General features: G+C 67.3%; 17 protein-coding genes. 8 read left to right on the top strand and 9 right to left on the bottom strand.

The features are described 5' to 3' along the window. The first annotated feature begins 131 nt into the window (after positions 1-131). The 6 genes from AC50X9_RS10800 to AC50X9_RS10775 all read left to right on the top strand — a co-directional run bounded on the left by AC50X9_RS10800 (position 132) and on the right by AC50X9_RS10775 (position 7083). A complete protein-coding gene (locus tag AC50X9_RS10800) occupies positions 132-728 on the top strand; it encodes a DUF305 domain-containing protein (RefSeq protein WP_494893344.1) in 597 nt (198 codons plus the stop codon). A 93-nt stretch (positions 729-821) separates the two neighbouring features. After that, a complete protein-coding gene (locus AC50X9_RS10795) occupies positions 822-1517 on the top strand; it encodes a FadR/GntR family transcriptional regulator (RefSeq protein WP_494893342.1) in 696 nt (231 codons plus the stop codon). A 66-nt stretch (positions 1518-1583) separates the two neighbouring features. Next, on the top strand, positions 1584-2621 hold the full coding sequence (locus tag AC50X9_RS10790) for an asparaginase (RefSeq protein WP_494893340.1): 1038 nt from the start codon (positions 1584-1586) through the stop codon (positions 2619-2621). Positions 2622-2629: 8 nt separating this feature from the next. After that, positions 2630-4045 carry an aspartate ammonia-lyase gene (locus AC50X9_RS10785; protein ID WP_494893338.1) on the top strand — a complete coding sequence of 472 codons (1416 nt, stop codon included), beginning with the start codon at positions 2630-2632 and terminating at the stop codon, positions 4043-4045. Between the two features lie 27 nt (positions 4046-4072). Then, positions 4073-5644 carry an amino acid permease gene (locus AC50X9_RS10780; protein ID WP_494893336.1) on the top strand — a complete coding sequence of 524 codons (1572 nt, stop codon included), beginning with the start codon at positions 4073-4075 and terminating at the stop codon, positions 5642-5644. 122 nt (positions 5645-5766) lie between these two features. Further along, the gene (locus tag AC50X9_RS10775; RefSeq protein ID WP_494893334.1) at positions 5767-7083 is read left to right on the top strand and encodes an ATP-binding protein; all 1317 of its coding nucleotides are present in this window, start codon (positions 5767-5769) and stop codon (positions 7081-7083) included. Positions 7084-7228: 145 nt separating this feature from the next. On the opposite strand, the gene AC50X9_RS10770 is transcribed toward AC50X9_RS10775, so the two are convergent. Further along, complete coding sequence (locus AC50X9_RS10770) at positions 7229-7912, bottom strand: HD domain-containing protein (RefSeq protein ID WP_494893332.1); 684 nt, start codon at positions 7910-7912, stop codon at positions 7229-7231. A 9-nt stretch (positions 7913-7921) separates the two neighbouring features. Beyond that, positions 7922-8818: a tRNA glutamyl-Q(34) synthetase GluQRS gene (gluQRS, locus tag AC50X9_RS10765; RefSeq protein WP_494893330.1), complete on the bottom strand. Its 897-nt coding sequence runs from the start codon at positions 8816-8818 to the stop codon at positions 7922-7924. A gap of 475 nt (positions 8819-9293) precedes the next feature. Between gluQRS and AC50X9_RS10760 the strand changes: the two genes are divergently transcribed. Continuing rightward, positions 9294-9752, top strand: coding sequence for an Lrp/AsnC family transcriptional regulator (locus tag AC50X9_RS10760; protein ID WP_494893465.1), 459 nt, complete (start codon positions 9294-9296; stop codon positions 9750-9752). A 17-nt stretch (positions 9753-9769) separates the two neighbouring features. On the opposite strand, the gene AC50X9_RS10755 is transcribed toward AC50X9_RS10760, so the two are convergent. Then, on the bottom strand, positions 9770-10225 hold the full coding sequence (locus tag AC50X9_RS10755) for an Lrp/AsnC family transcriptional regulator (protein WP_494893328.1): 456 nt from the start codon (positions 10223-10225) through the stop codon (positions 9770-9772). Between the two features lie 104 nt (positions 10226-10329). Between AC50X9_RS10755 and AC50X9_RS10750 the strand changes: the two genes are divergently transcribed. Continuing rightward, positions 10330-10980, top strand: coding sequence for a LysE family translocator (locus AC50X9_RS10750; protein WP_494893326.1), 651 nt, complete (start codon positions 10330-10332; stop codon positions 10978-10980). Between the two features lie 42 nt (positions 10981-11022). Here the strand turns inward: AC50X9_RS10750 and AC50X9_RS10745 are convergent, their stop codons facing one another. The 6 genes from AC50X9_RS10745 to AC50X9_RS10720 form a co-directional block, all read right to left on the bottom strand. Beyond that, on the bottom strand, positions 11023-11379 hold the full coding sequence (locus AC50X9_RS10745) for a nuclear transport factor 2 family protein (RefSeq protein WP_494893324.1): 357 nt from the start codon (positions 11377-11379) through the stop codon (positions 11023-11025). Positions 11380-11445: 66 nt separating this feature from the next. Further along, complete coding sequence (locus AC50X9_RS10740) at positions 11446-12435, bottom strand: hypothetical protein (protein ID WP_494893322.1); 990 nt, start codon at positions 12433-12435, stop codon at positions 11446-11448. Between the two features lie 38 nt (positions 12436-12473). Further along, complete coding sequence (locus AC50X9_RS10735) at positions 12474-12974, bottom strand: DUF456 domain-containing protein (RefSeq protein WP_494893320.1); 501 nt, start codon at positions 12972-12974, stop codon at positions 12474-12476. 196 nt (positions 12975-13170) lie between these two features. Continuing rightward, positions 13171-14382, bottom strand: coding sequence for an NAD(P)-dependent malic enzyme (locus AC50X9_RS10730; RefSeq protein WP_494893318.1), 1212 nt, complete (start codon positions 14380-14382; stop codon positions 13171-13173). Between the two features lie 302 nt (positions 14383-14684). Continuing rightward, positions 14685-15323: a helix-turn-helix domain-containing protein gene (locus AC50X9_RS10725; protein WP_494893316.1), complete on the bottom strand. Its 639-nt coding sequence runs from the start codon at positions 15321-15323 to the stop codon at positions 14685-14687. 163 nt (positions 15324-15486) lie between these two features. Further along, positions 15487-16803, bottom strand: coding sequence for an MFS transporter (locus AC50X9_RS10720; protein ID WP_494893314.1), 1317 nt, complete (start codon positions 16801-16803; stop codon positions 15487-15489). Between the last annotated feature and the right edge of the window lie 55 nt (positions 16804-16858).

Here is a 16858-nt window from a genome sequence, read left to right as displayed (position 1 = left end):
TCACCGATGCCTCCGCCAGGCAATTTGGTCTTGCTCCGCGGCGGAACACTCCCCGGTAGGAGACGTTGAAGACAGGTAGCCTGAAGGCTTCGTGCAACCGTCCGAAACCATGATTGAGGAAGGAGATCTCCATGAAAAAGACTCTCCGTATTTCCGCCGCCGCCCTCGCCACCGTTCTTACCTTGGCGGGCTGCGCTACCGGTTCCGGTTCCGGGGGCAGCACCATGCCCGGGATGGACCACAGCACCGCGGCCACGAGCCCGGCCGCGGCCGCCGTCCATAACGGTACGGATGCGATGTTTGCCCAGGGCATGATTCCGCACCACACCCAGGCCGTCGAGATGAGCGACATGATCCTGAAGAAGCAGGGCATCGACGCCGGGATCATCACGCTGGCGACGAAGATCAAAGCGGCCCAGGCGCCCGAGATTGAGACGATGACCGGCTGGCTCAGGGACTGGAACGAACCCACGCAGGCGCCCGGCGGCCACTCGATGACCGGGATGATGAGCGGCGACGACCTCGCCAGGCTCGACGCCGCCCAGGGTACCGAGGCGGCGAAGCTGTTCCTCAGCCAGATGATCGCGCATCACGAGGGCGCCGTGGAGATGGCCAACGCCGAGGTCCGGAGCGGTAAGAACGCCGAAGCCATCCAGCTGGGCAAGAACATTGCGGCCTCCCAGACCGCAGAGATCGCCGACATGAAGCAACTGCTGGCCGCGCTCTAGACGGACTTCAGGGCCTCACGATGCCGGCGGCCTCCGATCCCGGGGCCGCCGTCACAGTTGACACCCCGGTGTGATCCCTGCCATATTTGAAGCGTGAACCTGTCAGACAGCCGGACAGCAGGACAGCCTTTAGCCCGCCTCAGCGCGGCCGAAGCAGTCTTCAATGTCCTCCGCTCCGAAATCGAATCCGGCAAGCTTGGCGTGGGCGCCAAGCTTAGCTCCGAGGCCACCCTTGCCCAGCAATACGGCGTGAGCCGATCCGTGGTCCGCGAGGCCTTGCGTTCCTGCACCGCCCTGGGGCTGACCGTCACCAGGACCGGGCGGGGAACGTTCGTCGTCGCGGACCGCGTGGCCAAGGACCTGGTCCTCGGCCAATACTCGGCGCGCGACCTCACCGAAGCACGTCCCCACATCGAGGTCCCGGCCGCCGGGCTGGCTGCAGAACGCCGTACGCCCGAGGAGCTGGAGACCATGCGGGACATCGTCGCCGCGATGACCGCCGAGGACGATCCCGAAGTGTGGGTGGGCCTGGATTCGAGCTTCCACGCGCTGATCGCGCGGGCCAGCCGGAACAAGGTGTTCGAAAACGTTGTCGCGGACATTCGGGAGGCCCTGGCCCACCAGTCGGAGACCCTGAACATGGTGGCGGACCGCCAGCATTCCTCGGATGCGGAGCATCGGCGTATCCTGTCCGCCATCGAGGCTGAAGATGCGGCAACGGCGCGCATCGCCATGAGCCAGCACCTGCATGCCGTTGGCATTGCCCTCGACTCGATTCTCAACCCTTGACGGCACCCTCCTGACTCTTGCCCTCAGCTTGACTGGCTTCAACCAACACCACCGGCAAAGGACGCAATGATTTCTCCTGCCCTCGCGCACCTCCCGACTCCGCGGGCTCCGGGGCTCCCGGAACACGTCCCCCTGGCGGTACAGACCCGCGACGATGTGGTCGAGAGCATCCACTACGGCTCGGCAATCGCCACGGCGACGGACGGCCGCGTCCTCCTGGCCGCCGGGCAGCCCCTCGCCGCGTTCTACCCGCGCTCCGCCCTCAAGCCCCTACAGGCCGTTGCCATGGTTCGTGCCGGCCTGGACCTCCCGGACGAACTCCTCGCCCTCGCGTCCGCCAGCCACTCCGGGGCGGCCGCCCACCGCGACGGCGCGCTGCGCATCCTGGAACTGCATGGACTGACCCCTGAAGACCTCGAGAACAGTACCGACCTCCCTTATGGCATGCGCGAGCGCGAGGAATGGCTCGGCGGCGGCGGGCAGGCCACCCAACTGGCGCAGAACTGCTCCGGAAAGCACGCCGCGATGGCGGCCACCTGCGTGATCAACGGCTGGCCGGTCCGGGGTTACCTGGACCCGGCGCATCCGCTCCAGCAACTTGTGGCCCGGACCGTGGCGGACCTGACCGGCGAGAACCCGGAACACAGGTCCATCGATGGCTGCGGGACCCCGCTCTTCGCCCTTACCCTGCTGGGCATGGCCCGCGCCTTTGGCCGGCTGGCCTCGGCAACGGAATCCGGCAGCGCGGAAGCCGCCGTCGCCGACGCCATGCGCCGCCACCCTGAGATGGCGGCTGGCCAAGACCGGGATGTCACCGCGCTGATGCGGCTGGTCCCCGGCCTCCTGGCCAAGGACGGCTTCGAGGGCGTCCAGCTGGTGGGCCTGCCCGACGGCCGCGGCGTCGCCGTGAAGATCTCCGACGGCGGGGACCGCGCCAGGATGCCCGTCACCGTGCGCCTCCTGGCCGCCCTCGACGTCGACACCTCTCCCCTGGCTAGCATCGCCGCGGCACCGGTGATGGGCGGCGGCCGCCCGGTCGGGCTGCTGCAGGCCACCGATTTCCTCGCTTCCCCTGAAACCTCAAACGCACCCGACGCCCCGTAAGGACCGCCATGACCTCGCTCGACGAACGCGCAGAATTCCGTTCCGAACATGACCTGCTGGGCGACCGGGAGGTTCCCGCCGACGCCTACTGGGGTGTCCACACCCTGCGGGCCGTGGAGAACTTCCCAATCACGGGCCAGCCGCTCGCCTCCAACATGCACCTGGTCCGCGGGCTGGCCGCCGTCAAACTGGCCGCCGCCCGCACCAACCACGAGCTAGGGCTGCTCGACGCCGGGCGCGCCCGTGCCATCGAGGATGCCTGCACCGACGTCATGAACGGCAAGCTCAGCGAGCAGTTCGTGGTGGACGTGATCCAGGGCGGCGCCGGGACGTCGTCGAACATGAACGCCAACGAAGTGATCGCCAACCGAGCCCTGGAAATCCTCGGACACCCCAAGGGCGACTACGCGCGGCTGCACCCCAACGACCACGTCAACCTCAGCCAGTCCACCAACGACGTCTACCCCACCGCCGTGAAACTCGGCACGATCTTCGCCGCCCGCGAGCTGCTCGAAGCCCTCACCGAACTCGAAGACGCCTTCGCCGCCAAGGCCCTGGAATTCCGCACCGTGGTGAAGATGGGCCGCACTCAGCTGCAGGACGCCGTCCCCATGACGCTCGGCCAGGAATTCGGCACCTACGCCGTCACGATCGGCGAGGACCGGCTCCGCCTGGCCGAAGCCGACCTGCTGATCCACGAAATCAACCTCGGCGCCACGGCGATCGGAACCAGCCTCAACGCACCGGCCGGTTACGGCGAGGCCGCCTGCCGGCACCTGGCCGAAATCACCGGCCTGCCGCTCGTAACGGCGGTGGACCTGATCGAGGCCACGCAGGACGTCGGCGCCTTCGTGCACCTCTCCGGCGTGCTCAAGCGCGTCGCGGTGAAACTGTCCAAGATCTGCAACGACCTCCGGCTGCTTTCCTCCGGCCCGCGTGCCGGCTTCGGCGAAATCAACCTCCCCGCCGTGCAGTCCGGCTCCTCGATCATGCCCGGCAAGATCAACCCGGTCATCCCGGAAGTGGTCAGCCAGGTGGCCTACGAGGTCATCGGCAACGACGTCACCATCACCATGGCCGCCGAGGCCGGGCAGCTCCAGCTCAATGCCTTCGAACCGATCATCGTCCACAGCCTCCACAAGAGCATCTCCCACCTCGAAGCCGCCTGCCGCACCCTCACGGCCCGCTGCGTCCGGGGCATCACCGCCAACACCGAACACCTCCGGCTCACGGTGGAACAGTCAATCGGCCTCGTCACCGCACTCAACCCGCACCTGGGCTACGCCACGGCCACGGCCATCGCGCAGGAAGCCCTCGCCACCGGCAAGGGCGTCGCGGAACTCGTTCTCGAACACGGACTGCTCACCGCCGAGCAGCTCACCGACCTCCTCAGCCCTCAGCGCCTCGCCAACTTGAGCAAATAGCGCACCCTCGAACCCCGAAGGACCCCCATGACTTATCCCGAAACTGCCCGCGCCCAAAAACAACCCGCCCAACAGCAGCCGGCCGTCTCCGACCACACCATTCCCGTGCATTCCCATGCCTCGGAGGCAGCGCTCCACGCCGAGGACCAGGGCTACCGCAAGGGTCTGAAACCCCGGCAGGTACAGATGATCGCGATCGGCGGCGCCATCGGCACCGGCCTGTTCATGGGCGCTGGCGGCCGTCTCGCCACCGCCGGCCCTGCCCTGATCATCAGCTATGCCGTCTGCGGGTTTTTCGCCTTCATGATCCTGCGAGCGCTCGGCGAACTCGTGATGCACCGGCCGTCGTCGGGCTCGTTCGTCTCCTACGCCCGCGAATTCTTCGGCGAGAAAGCCGCGTTCGTCACCGGCTGGCTGTACTGGCTGAACTGGGCCATGACAGCGATCGTGGACATCACTGCCGTCGCGCTGTACATGAACTTCTTCAAGAAGTACTGGGCGCCGATCGCGGACGTACCGCAGTGGGCGTGGGCCCTGGCCGCCCTGATCCTGGTCCTGGGCCTCAACCTCATCAGCGTCAAGGTGTTCGGCGAGCTCGAATTCTGGTTCGCGCTGATCAAGGTGGTGGCGCTCGTGTCCTTCCTGATCGTCGGCATCTACTTCGTCGTCTTCGGCACCCCCGTCGCCGGCCAGGAGGTCGGATTCAGCCTGATCGCGGACAACGGCGGCATGTTCCCCAACGGCCTGCTGCCCGCAATCGTGGTGATGCAGGGTGTCGTGTTCGCCTACGCCTCGATCGAGCTGATCGGTACCGCCGCCGGCGAGACGGAAAACCCGGAAAAAATCATGCCGCGGGCCATCAACACGGTGATAGTCCGGATCGCGGTGTTCTACGTCGGCTCGCTCGTGCTGCTCTCGCTGCTGCTGCCCTATAGCTCCTACAAGGCCGGCGAAAGCCCGTTCGTGACGTTCTTCGGCTCTATCGGCGTCGACGGCGTGGACGCCATCATGAACCTCGTGGTCCTGACCGCGGCACTGTCATCGCTCAACGCTGGCCTCTACTCCACCGGCCGGATCATGCGTTCAATGTCCGTTTCAGGTTCCGCGCCGAAATTCGCCGCCCGGATGAACAAGTCCGGTGTCCCCTACGGCGGCATCGCCCTCACCGCCGGCGTGGCCGGCCTGGGCGTCATCCTCAACGCCCTGGTCCCGGCCGAAGCCTTCGAGATCGTCCTGAACGTCGCATCGCTGGGCATCATCTGCACCTGGGCCATGATCGTCCTGTGCCAGATGCAGCTTGCCCGGCTCGCAGCCCGCGGGGAACTGCTCCGGCCCGCTTTCCGGATGCCCGGCGCACCCGTAACGGGCTGGATCACGCTGGTTTTCCTCCTGGCGGTGCTGGTTCTCATGGCATTCGACTCGCCCGTGGGAACGTGGACCATCGCGTCCGTCGTGGTCATCGTTCCGGTCCTGATGCTCGGCTGGCGCCTCTGCCGGCACCGCATCCTCGAAATCGCCGCCGTCCGTGACGGTTTCACCGGCCCGTATCCGCTAGTGGCCGGCCGGTCTGCAGGGCGCGCCGGCGGGGATCCTCAGTAGCCTTCCGGCATTCCGCCTCCGCGTAACGCAACGTACCCGCAACCCTGCGCGGAGGAGGTTCGCATATGCTCAGCAGACGAACGCACACTGGCTCAGCGACGAACCACCCCGGGAGACATCTTATGACCAACTGGCGAATCAGGGATTTCCACTCCGCCGACCTTGACGGCATCCTGCACCTTTGGGAGTCGCTCAAGGCCACCGACGTCGAACCGGTCTACGCACTCTCCGAGGTGCTGGCCTCCTGCGAGAAGGACCACGCCGTCGTCGCGGTGCAGGGCGATCAGGTGGTAGGCGCCGCCGTCGGCCGCGCCGCCCACGACCAGGGCTGGATCGTCTTCCTGGCCACCCTCCCCGAGTACCGGGGCCGCGGGATCGGCACCTCGCTGCTGGCCGCCGTCGAGAACCGGATGGCGCCGCACGGGCTGAACAAGCTTTCCGCACTTATGCCGGAAGCCGAGACCCGGGTTGAGGCGTTTCTGGGCCGCGGTTTTGTGCTGAAGAAAAACCTGCGCTATTTCGAGCGGAAGATCCCGGTGCAGCGCCAGGAACTGGAACCCCTTGGCCTGCTCGGCGGCCGGATCCTGGCCCGCGACCTCTGGGAAAATGTCGCAGGCATGCGGAATGAGAAGGAGCTGCTGGAACGCCGTCTGGTCCTGCCGCTGGCCGAGGCCGACCTCGCCGACGAGTACGGTGTGGTGCCCCCGCGCGCCGTCGTCCTCTTTGGCCCGCCCGGCACCGGCAAGACCACGTTCGCCAAGGCCATCGCCTCCCGCCTCGAGTGGCCGTTCGTGGAGGTCTTCCCCTCCCGCCTCGCCGCCGATCCCAAGGGCCTCGCCGGTGCGCTGCGCGAGACGTTCCTGGAGATCGCCGAACTGGAACACGCCGTCGTGTTCATCGACGAGGTGGAGGAAATCGCCTCCCAGCGTTCCGGCGAGCCGCCGTCGCCGCTGCAGGGCGTCACCAACGAACTCCTCAAGATCATTCCGGCCTTCCGCGAGCAGCCCGGCCGGTTGCTGGTGTGCGCCACCAACTTCATCCGGGCCCTGGACACCGCGTTCCTCCGCCACGGACGCTTCGACTACGTCATCCCCATCGGCCTGCCCGACCGCCAGGCCCGGGAGGCCATGTGGCAGCGCTTCATTCCCGCCACGGTCGTGGACGACGTCGACGTGGAGCTCCTAGTGGAACGGACCGAAGGCTTCTCCCCTGCGGACATTGAATACGCGGCCCGGAGCGCGTCCCAGCGGGCGCTGGAGAAGGCCGTGTACGACGACGGCGGGCTGGCTTCCAGCGGCAGCCCCGCTGCCCGCGACGCGGTCCGGAAAGGCCCGGCGACCCAGGATTACCTCGACGCGATCGCCGACACCCGGACCACCGTGAGCGAGGAGGTCCACCAGCAATTCCTCGAAGACATCGACGCCCTGGGCCGGGTCTAGCCACAGCAACGCGGGGGTCAACCGCAACGCGGAGTCAGATAGCGCCGAAGTGAGGACCCGGGATGGGCGCGATGTGGCCCCGCGTTGCTGTCAGCGGGCGGCCATGATGCCAACTTGGCGGGGACCGGCCACGGCGGCGGCGGGCTCAGTCCCGGTGCGGTCCTGAGCCGGCGGCCGACGCCGGGGCGTCCCCCGGCTCCACCGCCGACGAAGCGCCAGCCGCGGCGTCGTCGTAGGTGAGGTTTTCGTAGTCCGTGTCGTCCGCTTCGTCGAGCAGATCGTCGAGCTCGTCCAAGAGCCACGGGTTGATCCGGGCGAGGATCTTCCGGGTTTCCTCCACCGGAACCGCGGCGTAGAGCACGGGACGCGCCTCGTCGTAGCGCGTGACCGGAGGCTTGTCCGGCCACTTCTCGGCCAGCGCCTTCACTCGCTCCGGCAGGGAATTGTGTGCGTTGTCCGCGATTTTCACCAGGGCGGCGTCGTGGTCTTCGGCGATGTAGCGGATGCCGGCCTGGTAGTCGTCCGGGTTTTCGTGAAGCCGCTTGGTGACGCGCTCGATGATGTCGGCCGCCCGCTCCGAGACACCCATATCCAGCAGCGCCTGCCGGGTCATCGGGGTGTCCTCCGCGATGTCGTGCAGGTATCCGGCGATCCGGATGTCGTCGTCGAAGTCCGCCAGGGCATCCCCGACTGCAATCACGTGTTCGCGGTAGGGCCGCTTGAGCTTGTCCTTCTGGCGGCTGTGCGCCACTTCGGCGAGGACCTTGGCGGTCTCGACGGTGAAACTCGGCTGCGGGCTGCGCGCTTCCCTGAACTCTGGTTCTGACATGCCTCCAGCCTACGCGTCGCGCCCGGCCAATCCGGGCCAAATCCATGGTGCCCTGGGCAGCGCAGGGGGGTCGAACACGGCCAGGGCGTGGCGCAGAGTCCCGGGCGGCAGCCCCACGGATGCCAGCAGGGTGTCCCGCACCTCGGCCACCGGAACGCCGGCGGCCGAAAGGTCGGCGAGCGTGACGGCACCGTCGCGCTTGGCCAGCCGGGCGCCGTCGGCGTTCAGTACGAGCGGAACGTGCGCATATTCCGGGACGGGAATATTTAACAGCGACGCCAGGTAGGCCTGCCGGGGCGTGGAGGGCAGCAGGTCATCGCCGCGGACCACCTGGTCGATGCCTTGAGCGGAGTCGTCCACGACGACTGCGAGGTTGTAGGCGGTCACGCCGTCGTTGCGGCGGAGCACAAAGTCATCAACCACGCCCGTATAGGTGCCATGCAGCACGTCCCGTATGGCCACTTCCGTGACAGCTGAGCGGAGCCGGATCGCTGCGGGCCGGAGGGCCCGCCTGGCCTCGCGATCCGCCGGGGAGAGATCACGGCAGGTGCCCGGGTAGGCTCCCTGCGGAGCGTGCGGCGCGGACGGCGCCTCCTGGATCTCGCGGCGAGTGCAGAAGCATTCGTAGGTGAGGCCGGCGTCGGTCAGCTGGGCGATTGCCGCCGCGTAAAGCGGCCCGCGGTCGGTCTGGCGGACGACGCCGCCGTCCCAGGTGATGCCGATCGCAGCAAGATCCCGGAGCTGCTCCGCCTCGGCGCCGGACCGGGCCCGGTCGAGGTCCTCCACCCGCATCAGGAACCGCCTGCCCGTGGACCGGGCGAAAAGCCAGGCCAGGATGGCCGTGCGGAGGTTGCCAACATGCAGTTCGCCGGAGGGGCTAGGGGCGAAGCGGCCGGCAGAGGTCATGGCACCAGCCTATGCCGCCCACGCCCGAGCCCAACAAACACCAACGCGGGGTCACGTCCGGCCCATGGTGGGCCGGAACACCGGCTGGAAGGATCCCCGCGTTGCTCGGTGGCGCACACACACAAGAGCCCCTCAGCTACCGAGGACTTCGGGAAAACCGACGTCGGTGGCTCAGGGGCTCTTGCCGTGCCGGGCCCGGGCGTTGCTCCGGGCCGTGGCACTGCGAAATGCGGAGTTTTGTGCGGAATGACGATGGTGTGAACAAGAGTCAATCAGCGGGCGGGTTCCTTGCGGGAGCCTCATCCAAGGTCCGGGTGGTGTGCCGGGGTGCTTGTAGCCTGGGGGATCCGGCGGTGGCCTGCGTCCCTTTGTTGTCACTATTTCAACAGAAGTCCTACAGTTGGTGCAACGGGCTCCGTATACGCTGGTCAATCTGATCAAGTTGGGCCGTAACTACGTGCAGGGAGTGGTCACATTGCAGGAACTCGACGCCACGGACCGGCGGATCCTCCTCGCTCTAGATGAAGATCCCCGGCTGCCGATCATGGTACTGGCCCAGAAATTGGCCCTGGCGCGCGGCACCGTGCAGTCGCGCCTGGAACGGATGACGGCGTCCGGTGCCCTGCGCGCCAACAGCAGCCGGGTCCTGCCCTCGGCGCTGGGCCGGGGCGTGGCCGCGTCGGTCAGTGCGGAACTGGACCAGAGCCACCTGAACGAGGCGATTGCCGCGCTGAGGAACATCCCCGAAGTGCTCGAATGCCACGCCCCCGCGGGCGAGACCGACCTGCTGATCCGGGTAGTGGCGAAAAGCCCTGACGATCTGTACCGCGTCTCCGAGGAAATCCGGCTCTGCCCCGGCATCGTCCGAACCTCTACAAGCATGTTCCTCCGCGAGGTAATCCCCTACCGGACCACGGGTCTGCTGGGCGCCTGAGCCCGGCCGGGAGGGGACTACACCGGAGGCCCGGTATTGGTTTTCAGGTTCTTCATCACCAAGGTTGACGTCAGCCGCTCCACGCCGGGCAGCGAAGTCAGTTCGGCGTCGTAGAAACGCTGGTAGGCCGGCAAGTCCTCCGCGATGACTTTGAGCAGGTAGTCAGGAGACCCGAACAGACGCTGGGCCTCCACGATGTTCGGGTTGTCCGCCACGCGGTTCTCAAAAATCTCCATCGTTGCCCGGTCCACCTGCCGCAGCGTGACGAAGACAATCGCCTCAAAGCCGAGCCCGACGGCGGCCGGATCGATGTCCGCCCGGTAGCCGCGGATGACTCCGGTGGCCTCCAGGTCGCGCAGCCGCCGGTGGCAGGGCGCAACCGTCAGTCCCACCTTTGCGGCGAGCGCCGTGGCCGTCATCCTGCCATCCATTTTGAGGTAGCGCAAAATACTTCTGTCCAAATGGTCAATCACGCAATAATCTTACCGCCTGCCGGCAATTTGCCGCGAAAACAGGGAACACTTCTGGCGGCAAATTCCCTAGAGTTTTCCTGTACCCCCAACCCTAGGAGACCGCGATGAACCCCCAGCTATTTCTCGCCTTCCTGGTTGTCGCCGGCGCCCTTGCCTGCACTCCGGGAGTGGACTGGGCGTACTCGATTACGGCGGGCCTGAAACAACGCAGCTTCGTGCCCGCGGTGGCCGGACTCTGCGGCGGCTACGTCCTTCATACGGTGCTGCTGGTGGCGGGCCTGGCGGCCCTGCTCACCGGGATTCCGGGCGTGCTGGGGTGGCTGACGGTAGCCGGCGCGGGCTACCTTCTCTGGCTCGGGCTCACGACCATCCGTTCCTGGCGTGGCGCGAGTTTCGGCAGCACCGAGGTGCGGGCACCGGCGAACCAATTCCGGACTTTCCTGCAGGGCATGGGCACCAGCGGCATCAATCCGAAGGGCCTGCTGTTCTATCTGGCCCTGGTACCGCAATTTGTGAGTACGGAAGCACCGCTGCCCGTCCCCGTGCAGTCCGGCCTCCTGGGACTGACCTTCGTGCTGCTGGTCGCGGTGGTCTACAGCTGCGTCGCACTGCTGGCACGCAGACTGCTGTCCTCCCGGCCCGGCGCGGCGCGGAGGGTGACGCTCGCCAGCGGCATCATCATGGTGGCGCTGGGCGCTGTCCTGCTCTCGGAGCAGATCATGCCGCTCGTGGGCCAGGTCCTGTCGCGAGGCTGAGGCCAGGGCGTGAGGTAGGGGCTCTGCCGCGGAGTGCCGCGGTCACTTGCGGGGCATGTACCACTCGGTGAACGCCGTGGCGCGGCCGTCCCCCGTCAGCTGAATGATCCAGAGGTTGTCGTAGCTGCGGCTGTCTCCGCGGTAGTCGGTACGGCCCTGCACGAACGCCCTGCCGCCGTCGACGCCCAGGAGTGTCCATTCGAACGTCCAGTCCCCCGGCTCATCACGCCCGGCCAGCCAGCGCTCGACGATCTCCTCGCGCCCGGTCCACGCCTCCGGATCGTCCGGGCGCGTGGCGTACACGGCGTCTTCGGTGAAGAGCGCCCGGATGTCCTCCGGCTCGTTCGACGTCCAGGCCGTGATGTAGTGCTGCATCCAGCGCGCGGCGGCATCTCTCATGCCTCGTTTCTACTACCTCCGTCCGCGCGCCCGCAAGGGTCACGGTAACGAAATGAAAGCTGTGGTTCAGTCGCTGTCGGCCCGGCCGTACTCGCGGTCCCAGAGCTCATGCAGCTCAGCGTCCTTGCGGATGGCCCTGACCGTCTCGAGTTCAGCGGGCTGGCGGTGCTGCCACTCCCGCCGGTTCAGAGCTTTTCGTCCGTTGTCCAACAACAGCAGGGCCCGGTCTGTCAGGGCATCGCTGCGGAGGGTGAAGTCGGTCTTGCGTCGGCGCTGGACCTCCTGCAGGGCGGCCCGGGCGGCCACATGGTGACCGAGCTTCCGCAGCGATCGCGCCCGCACCAGGAGCAGCGCCGCCGAGAGGTCGTCTCCATTGAGCAGCCCTTCAGTGTCGGCCACCACGTCCTCGTGCCGGCCGAGCGCGGAGGACAGCGAGCAGCGGGCAAGGGCCATCGGCAACGACGGCGGCAGCCCGGTCAGCGCCGCGAGTGCAGCCTCACCCTGGCCCGTCTCGCGCAGCGAGTGGGACAGCGCCAGGAACACCCCCTCCTCGCTGAAGAGGACCGGAACCTCGACCCGCTCGGCCACGGTCACCCGGGTGACGACACGCGTCAGGTAGGAGGAGGCATAAAGGTTCGCATCGTCGTCGTTCCTGGTCAGCATCCCGCGCTGGAGCAGTTCGGAGGCGCGCAGGTAGCCTCCGTTGGTATAGCTCAGCAACCCAGCCACCAGGTAACACAGCCCGGCCCACCCCGGATAGGCGTGCGCAAGGGCAATCAGCCGGTCCGGGTCCGAGCTTCCGAAAATGGCGGCGTGCACGGTTTTGGCGGCCTTACCCGGTGTCCTTCCGCCCACTTTGGTGAGCCGGGGCGCGCCGCCCTCCACCGGCAAGGTGCCGCGGATCCGTCCCGACAGGACTCCGGACACAGCCCCGCCCACGCCGTTGGCCAGGCCCCGGACCGGCGTCCGGATGACCGGGGTGCGGAACGGCGTCAGGTCGCGGTGGTCCCGGTATACGACAGGGCGGGGTGCTGATGCTGCTGGTCCGGCGCTCATGCCTCCATGCTAGTTCGCAGCGGAAGGCAACCGGCAGCCTAGGCGGCTGCCGAGATCCACAGGCCGATCACCCAGGTGCTGCCGGCGAGGCAGGCGAGTCCGAACTCCGCGATCATTCCCAGCCCGGTGGCTTTCAGGGCGGCCCCACTGGTTGTCACGGCGGTGCCGAAGTCGCGCGTGCGGTGCAGTTCGCTCAGCAGCAGGCCGGCGGCGAAACCAACGAAGAGGCCCACCACGGGGATGATGAACATTCCCACGACGCCGAGGACCAGCCCGGCCATCACCGAGCGGCCGGGGATGCTGTGCTGTTTGAGTTTCCGACCGGTCAGGACCGCGCTGGCGGCCATCCCTGCCAGGACGAACACCAGGCCGATCCCGAACACCACCCAGCCGGTAGTTCCGGCGCCGCCCCAGATGGCCCAGGCCAGCAGGCTCAGACCGATCAGGAAGCTGCCGGGAAGCACGGGGATGACGGTGCCGGCAATGCCCACCAGGATGGCGAGGCCGCAGAGGATCGTCACAACTGTCTCAGGGTTCATTGACCCAGTCTATGGCGCCGCCGCGCAACGTCCCCGGCGCTCCACGTCGACGGCGGTCCCCCGCGGGAACGCGGGGACGGCGGAACTCGACGACGGTCCACTGCGGTAACGCGATTGCGGCGGAGCGCAAAACGACGGCGGCGGCGCCTCCGGAAGGAAGCGCCGCCGCCGTCGTTTGTTTGGTTCTGGGTTCTGGCTACTCGGCTTCAACCGCCGCCGCGACGGCGGCGGCAACGGCCGGGGCCACGCGCGGGTCCAACGGGCTGGGGACGATGTAGTCGGCGGAGAGGTCAGCTTCGGCCAGTGCCGCGATGGCACGGGCCGCAGCCAGCTTCATGGCCGGCGTAATCCGGCGGGCGCCGGCGTCGAGCGCACCGCGGAAGATGCCGGGGAAGGCCAAGACGTTGTTGATTTGGTTCGGGAAGTCGCTGCGGCCGGTGGCGACGACGGACGCGTACTTGTGTGCGACCTCCGGCAGGACTTCAGGGTCCGGGTTGGACAGCGCGAACACGATCGAGCCCTCGCTCATCAGCTTCAGGTGGTCCTCGGCCAGCTTGGAGGAGGAAACGCCGATGAACACGTCGGCGTCCAGCAGGGCTTCGGCGGGTCCGCCGGAGACGCCGCGCGGGTTTCCGCTCCGGGCCAGCTGGGCCTTCTTGCTGGCGGAATGGGTGGCGATGTCCGCGCGTTCGCTGTTCAGGACCCCGCGGGAGTCCAGCAGCACAACGTCGGAGATCCCGGCGGTGAGCAGCATCTGAGCGACGGCGATGCCGGCGGCACCGGCGCCCGAGACGACAACCCGCAGCTTCTCGAGTTCGCGTCCGGTCACCTTGGCGGCGCCGGTCAGGGCCGCGAGGACGACGATGGCGGTGCCATGCTGGTCATCGTGCATGACCGGGCAGTCGAGGGCCTCGATGAGCTTTTCCTCGAGTTCGAAGCAACGCGGCGCCGAAACGTCCTCGAGGTTGACGGCACCGAAGCTGGGACGCAGGCGGACCAGCGTCTCAACAATCTCGTCGACGTTGGTGGTGTTGAGCACCAGCGGAATGGAGTCGAGCTCGCCGAAGGCCTTGAACAGGGCCGACTTGCCTTCCATCACGGGCAGCGAGGCGCTGGCACCGATGTCGCCGAGGCCCAGGACGGCCGTGCCGTCGCTGACAACGACGACCAGGCGCTGCGCCCAGGTGAGGGTCTTGGCGAGTTCCGGGTTGGTGGCGATGGCACGGCTGACTTGCGCAACGCCCGGCGTGTAGGCGATGGAGAGGTCGCGCTTGCTGGCGAGCGGCACGGTGCTGGCAATGGAAAGCTTGCCGCCGTGGTGGGCTGCGAAGATTTCCTCGTCGCTGAGCGCGGCTACGGGCTCTTCGGGGGACGTGGAGTCGGCGGGAATAATCGTTTCAATGGACACTACGTTGTCTCCTGGGGCTCACCGTGGGCGTACGGCTCATGGAAGCTCAAGCACAGGGATGCTCAAGATGGTCTGGGGAACGTCGGCAGCGGCCCGAGGTTGGTGGGCTGCGGCGAAGCTCGGGGCAATGCGGGCGGCTGGGGCCACCCCGGTTCTGCAATAGTAAACAAAGCGGGCCGGGTGTGATGTGTCACGCGACACATGCTTGGCCGCGGTGAAACGTTTATCCAACCCTTTTGGTGAGTCGAATCACGAAAAATGGCCGCTACCGGGCGGTAGAACCAAGGATTGGTCTAGACCAGTTACGCCGCCTGACGGCTGGATGTCAGCAGGGAACAGGCCTTTTTGAGGTCTTCCTCGGCCTCGAAGAGGGACAAACGGCGGCAGCGGACGGACTGGACCAGTCCAGTGACGGTCAGCAGCAGCACGCGGGAGATGGCGACGTCGGCGCTGACGGCCGTGACGGCCTTTTCCGCAGTGGCATCGATCTCGCGGAGCAGCTTCGTGGTGTCGGTGTCCTGGGCGTAGACAACCCGGTTCAGGCACTGCTCCACGGCAGGCTGCATCAGGCGCATGTGGAAAATCTCCATCACCACGCCGACGAGGGTATGGGCCGCGAGGTCGCCCTTGGCGTTCGGTGCGGCAGGTCTCGCGCAGCGTCCGGCGCCGGACCTTGGCTCGGCCGGGAAGTTGGCCGCCTCCAGTTCCGTCAGCTGCTTGCGGTACAGAGCGAGCATCAGCTGGGTGGCGGAGGGGAAATAGCGGTACAGGGTGCCCAGCGGAACGTCGGCCCGCGCGGCGACTTCGGACAGCACCACGGAGTCAAGGCCCTTGCGGGCGAAGCCAGCGGCAACGTCGAGGATCCGGGTGTAACGGAGCCGTTGCCGGGGCAGGGTGGGCGGAGGGGCCATCGGGGGAAGGTCCGGGTGAAATTCAGGCATCAGCAGCGTTCCGGGGTCGGTTCTTCTCGGCACCCGGGAGGATCCCCCCACAACAGTGCCGCGGCAATTCCCGTCCACTATACGCCACGCTCCCGGGCCGTCAGCGGGTCACAGACAGTGCCGTAGATTGGCCTCCCGGCCTGCCGCCGCGGCCGGTCCTGGCTTAGTCGACACCCTTGATTTTGACCACGAAGACGGCACCCAGCAGCCCGATCACCGCCGCCGCCACGTACAGCGAAACGTAGCCTCCCCACATCGTCACGAACGGGAACGCGATGAGCGGCGCGAGGACCTGGGGCAGGGAATTGGCGATGTTGAGGACGCCCAGGTCCTTTCCGCGGTTCAGTGCCGTCGGGAGCACCTGGGTGAGAAGGGCAAAGTCCACCGCGAGGTAGCAGCCAAAGCCGATCCCCAGCACCGACGCCCCCAGGAGCGCCCCGGGCCAGTTCGGCGCGAACGCCAGGATCAGCGAAGCCACCGCGATAACGACCGAGGAGATGATCACGAGCGGTTTACGCTTCCCCATCCGGTCGCTCAGCCGGCCGCCGATCACACTGGTGATGAGTACCATCACCGCATAAAGCCCGGTCAGGATCAGCACGCCGAACTCCGGCGCGATGCCCTGCGTCGCCTCAAGCTGGACCGCATCCTTGAGGAAGAAGAGCAGATAGAGGGTGACCATGTGGTTGCCGACATTCACCAGGAGCCGGGTCAGCCAGGCCCACGCGAAGTCAGGATAGCGCACCGGGGAAATCCAGAAACCCCGGGCGAAGCCGGCCAGGCTGAACGGCGGACGCGCTTCCTCGGGCAGCGGGACGTCGTCGCTTGTGAAGAAATACAGCACGACGCCGGCGAGCAGCGCGACGGCGCAGACCACATAGGCGACGGCGAAGCTCCCGGTCACCGCCGCGGCGATCACCGCGCCGATAAGGATTCCCAGGGTCTGTCCCATCGCTGCCAGGCCGCCCACCGCGCCGCGCTGGACCACCGGCACCCGGTCCGGGATGGCCGCGGTGATGGCGGCATAGGCCCCGTTGCAGCCGGCCTGGACGAGGCACCAGAGCAGCGTCATGATGGCGACGCTGGGCGCTCCGGCGAGTGCGATCAGGGCCGCGGCGCCGAGGATTGCCCCGAAGAGGACCCACGGCACCCGGCGGCCCAATCGTGAGGTCGTGCGGTCGCTGAACGCACCGAACAAGGGATTGGCAACCAAAGAAACCGCGGCTCCGGCTCCGGTCACGAGGGCGAGGATGGCCTCTTTGTCGCCTTCGCTGAACGCTGCCGCCTGCTGGCCGAGGAGCACCTGGAGCGGGGCAAAGAACGCCACGTTGATGCCCACGTTGACGAGGACCAGGCCGGTGATCCAGACGGGCCGGACCGCCCGCTCTGGCTCGGCGAGCGCCACCGCCGTCGGGCTTCCTTCGGTGATGCCGCCACTGGCTGGGTCCGGAGCGGCCCCGGGTCGATCGGACAGGCTCATGTAATTCGGTTCCCCCGGAAACTGAAAAGGCGCACTGAAGTGGTTGTGCAGCCAG

The sequence above is a fragment of the Pseudarthrobacter sp. HLT1-3 genome (genome assembly GCF_059383535.1).
Note: the sequence above shows the minus strand (reverse complement) of the source record. Positions and strands in the feature narration are given on the sequence as shown.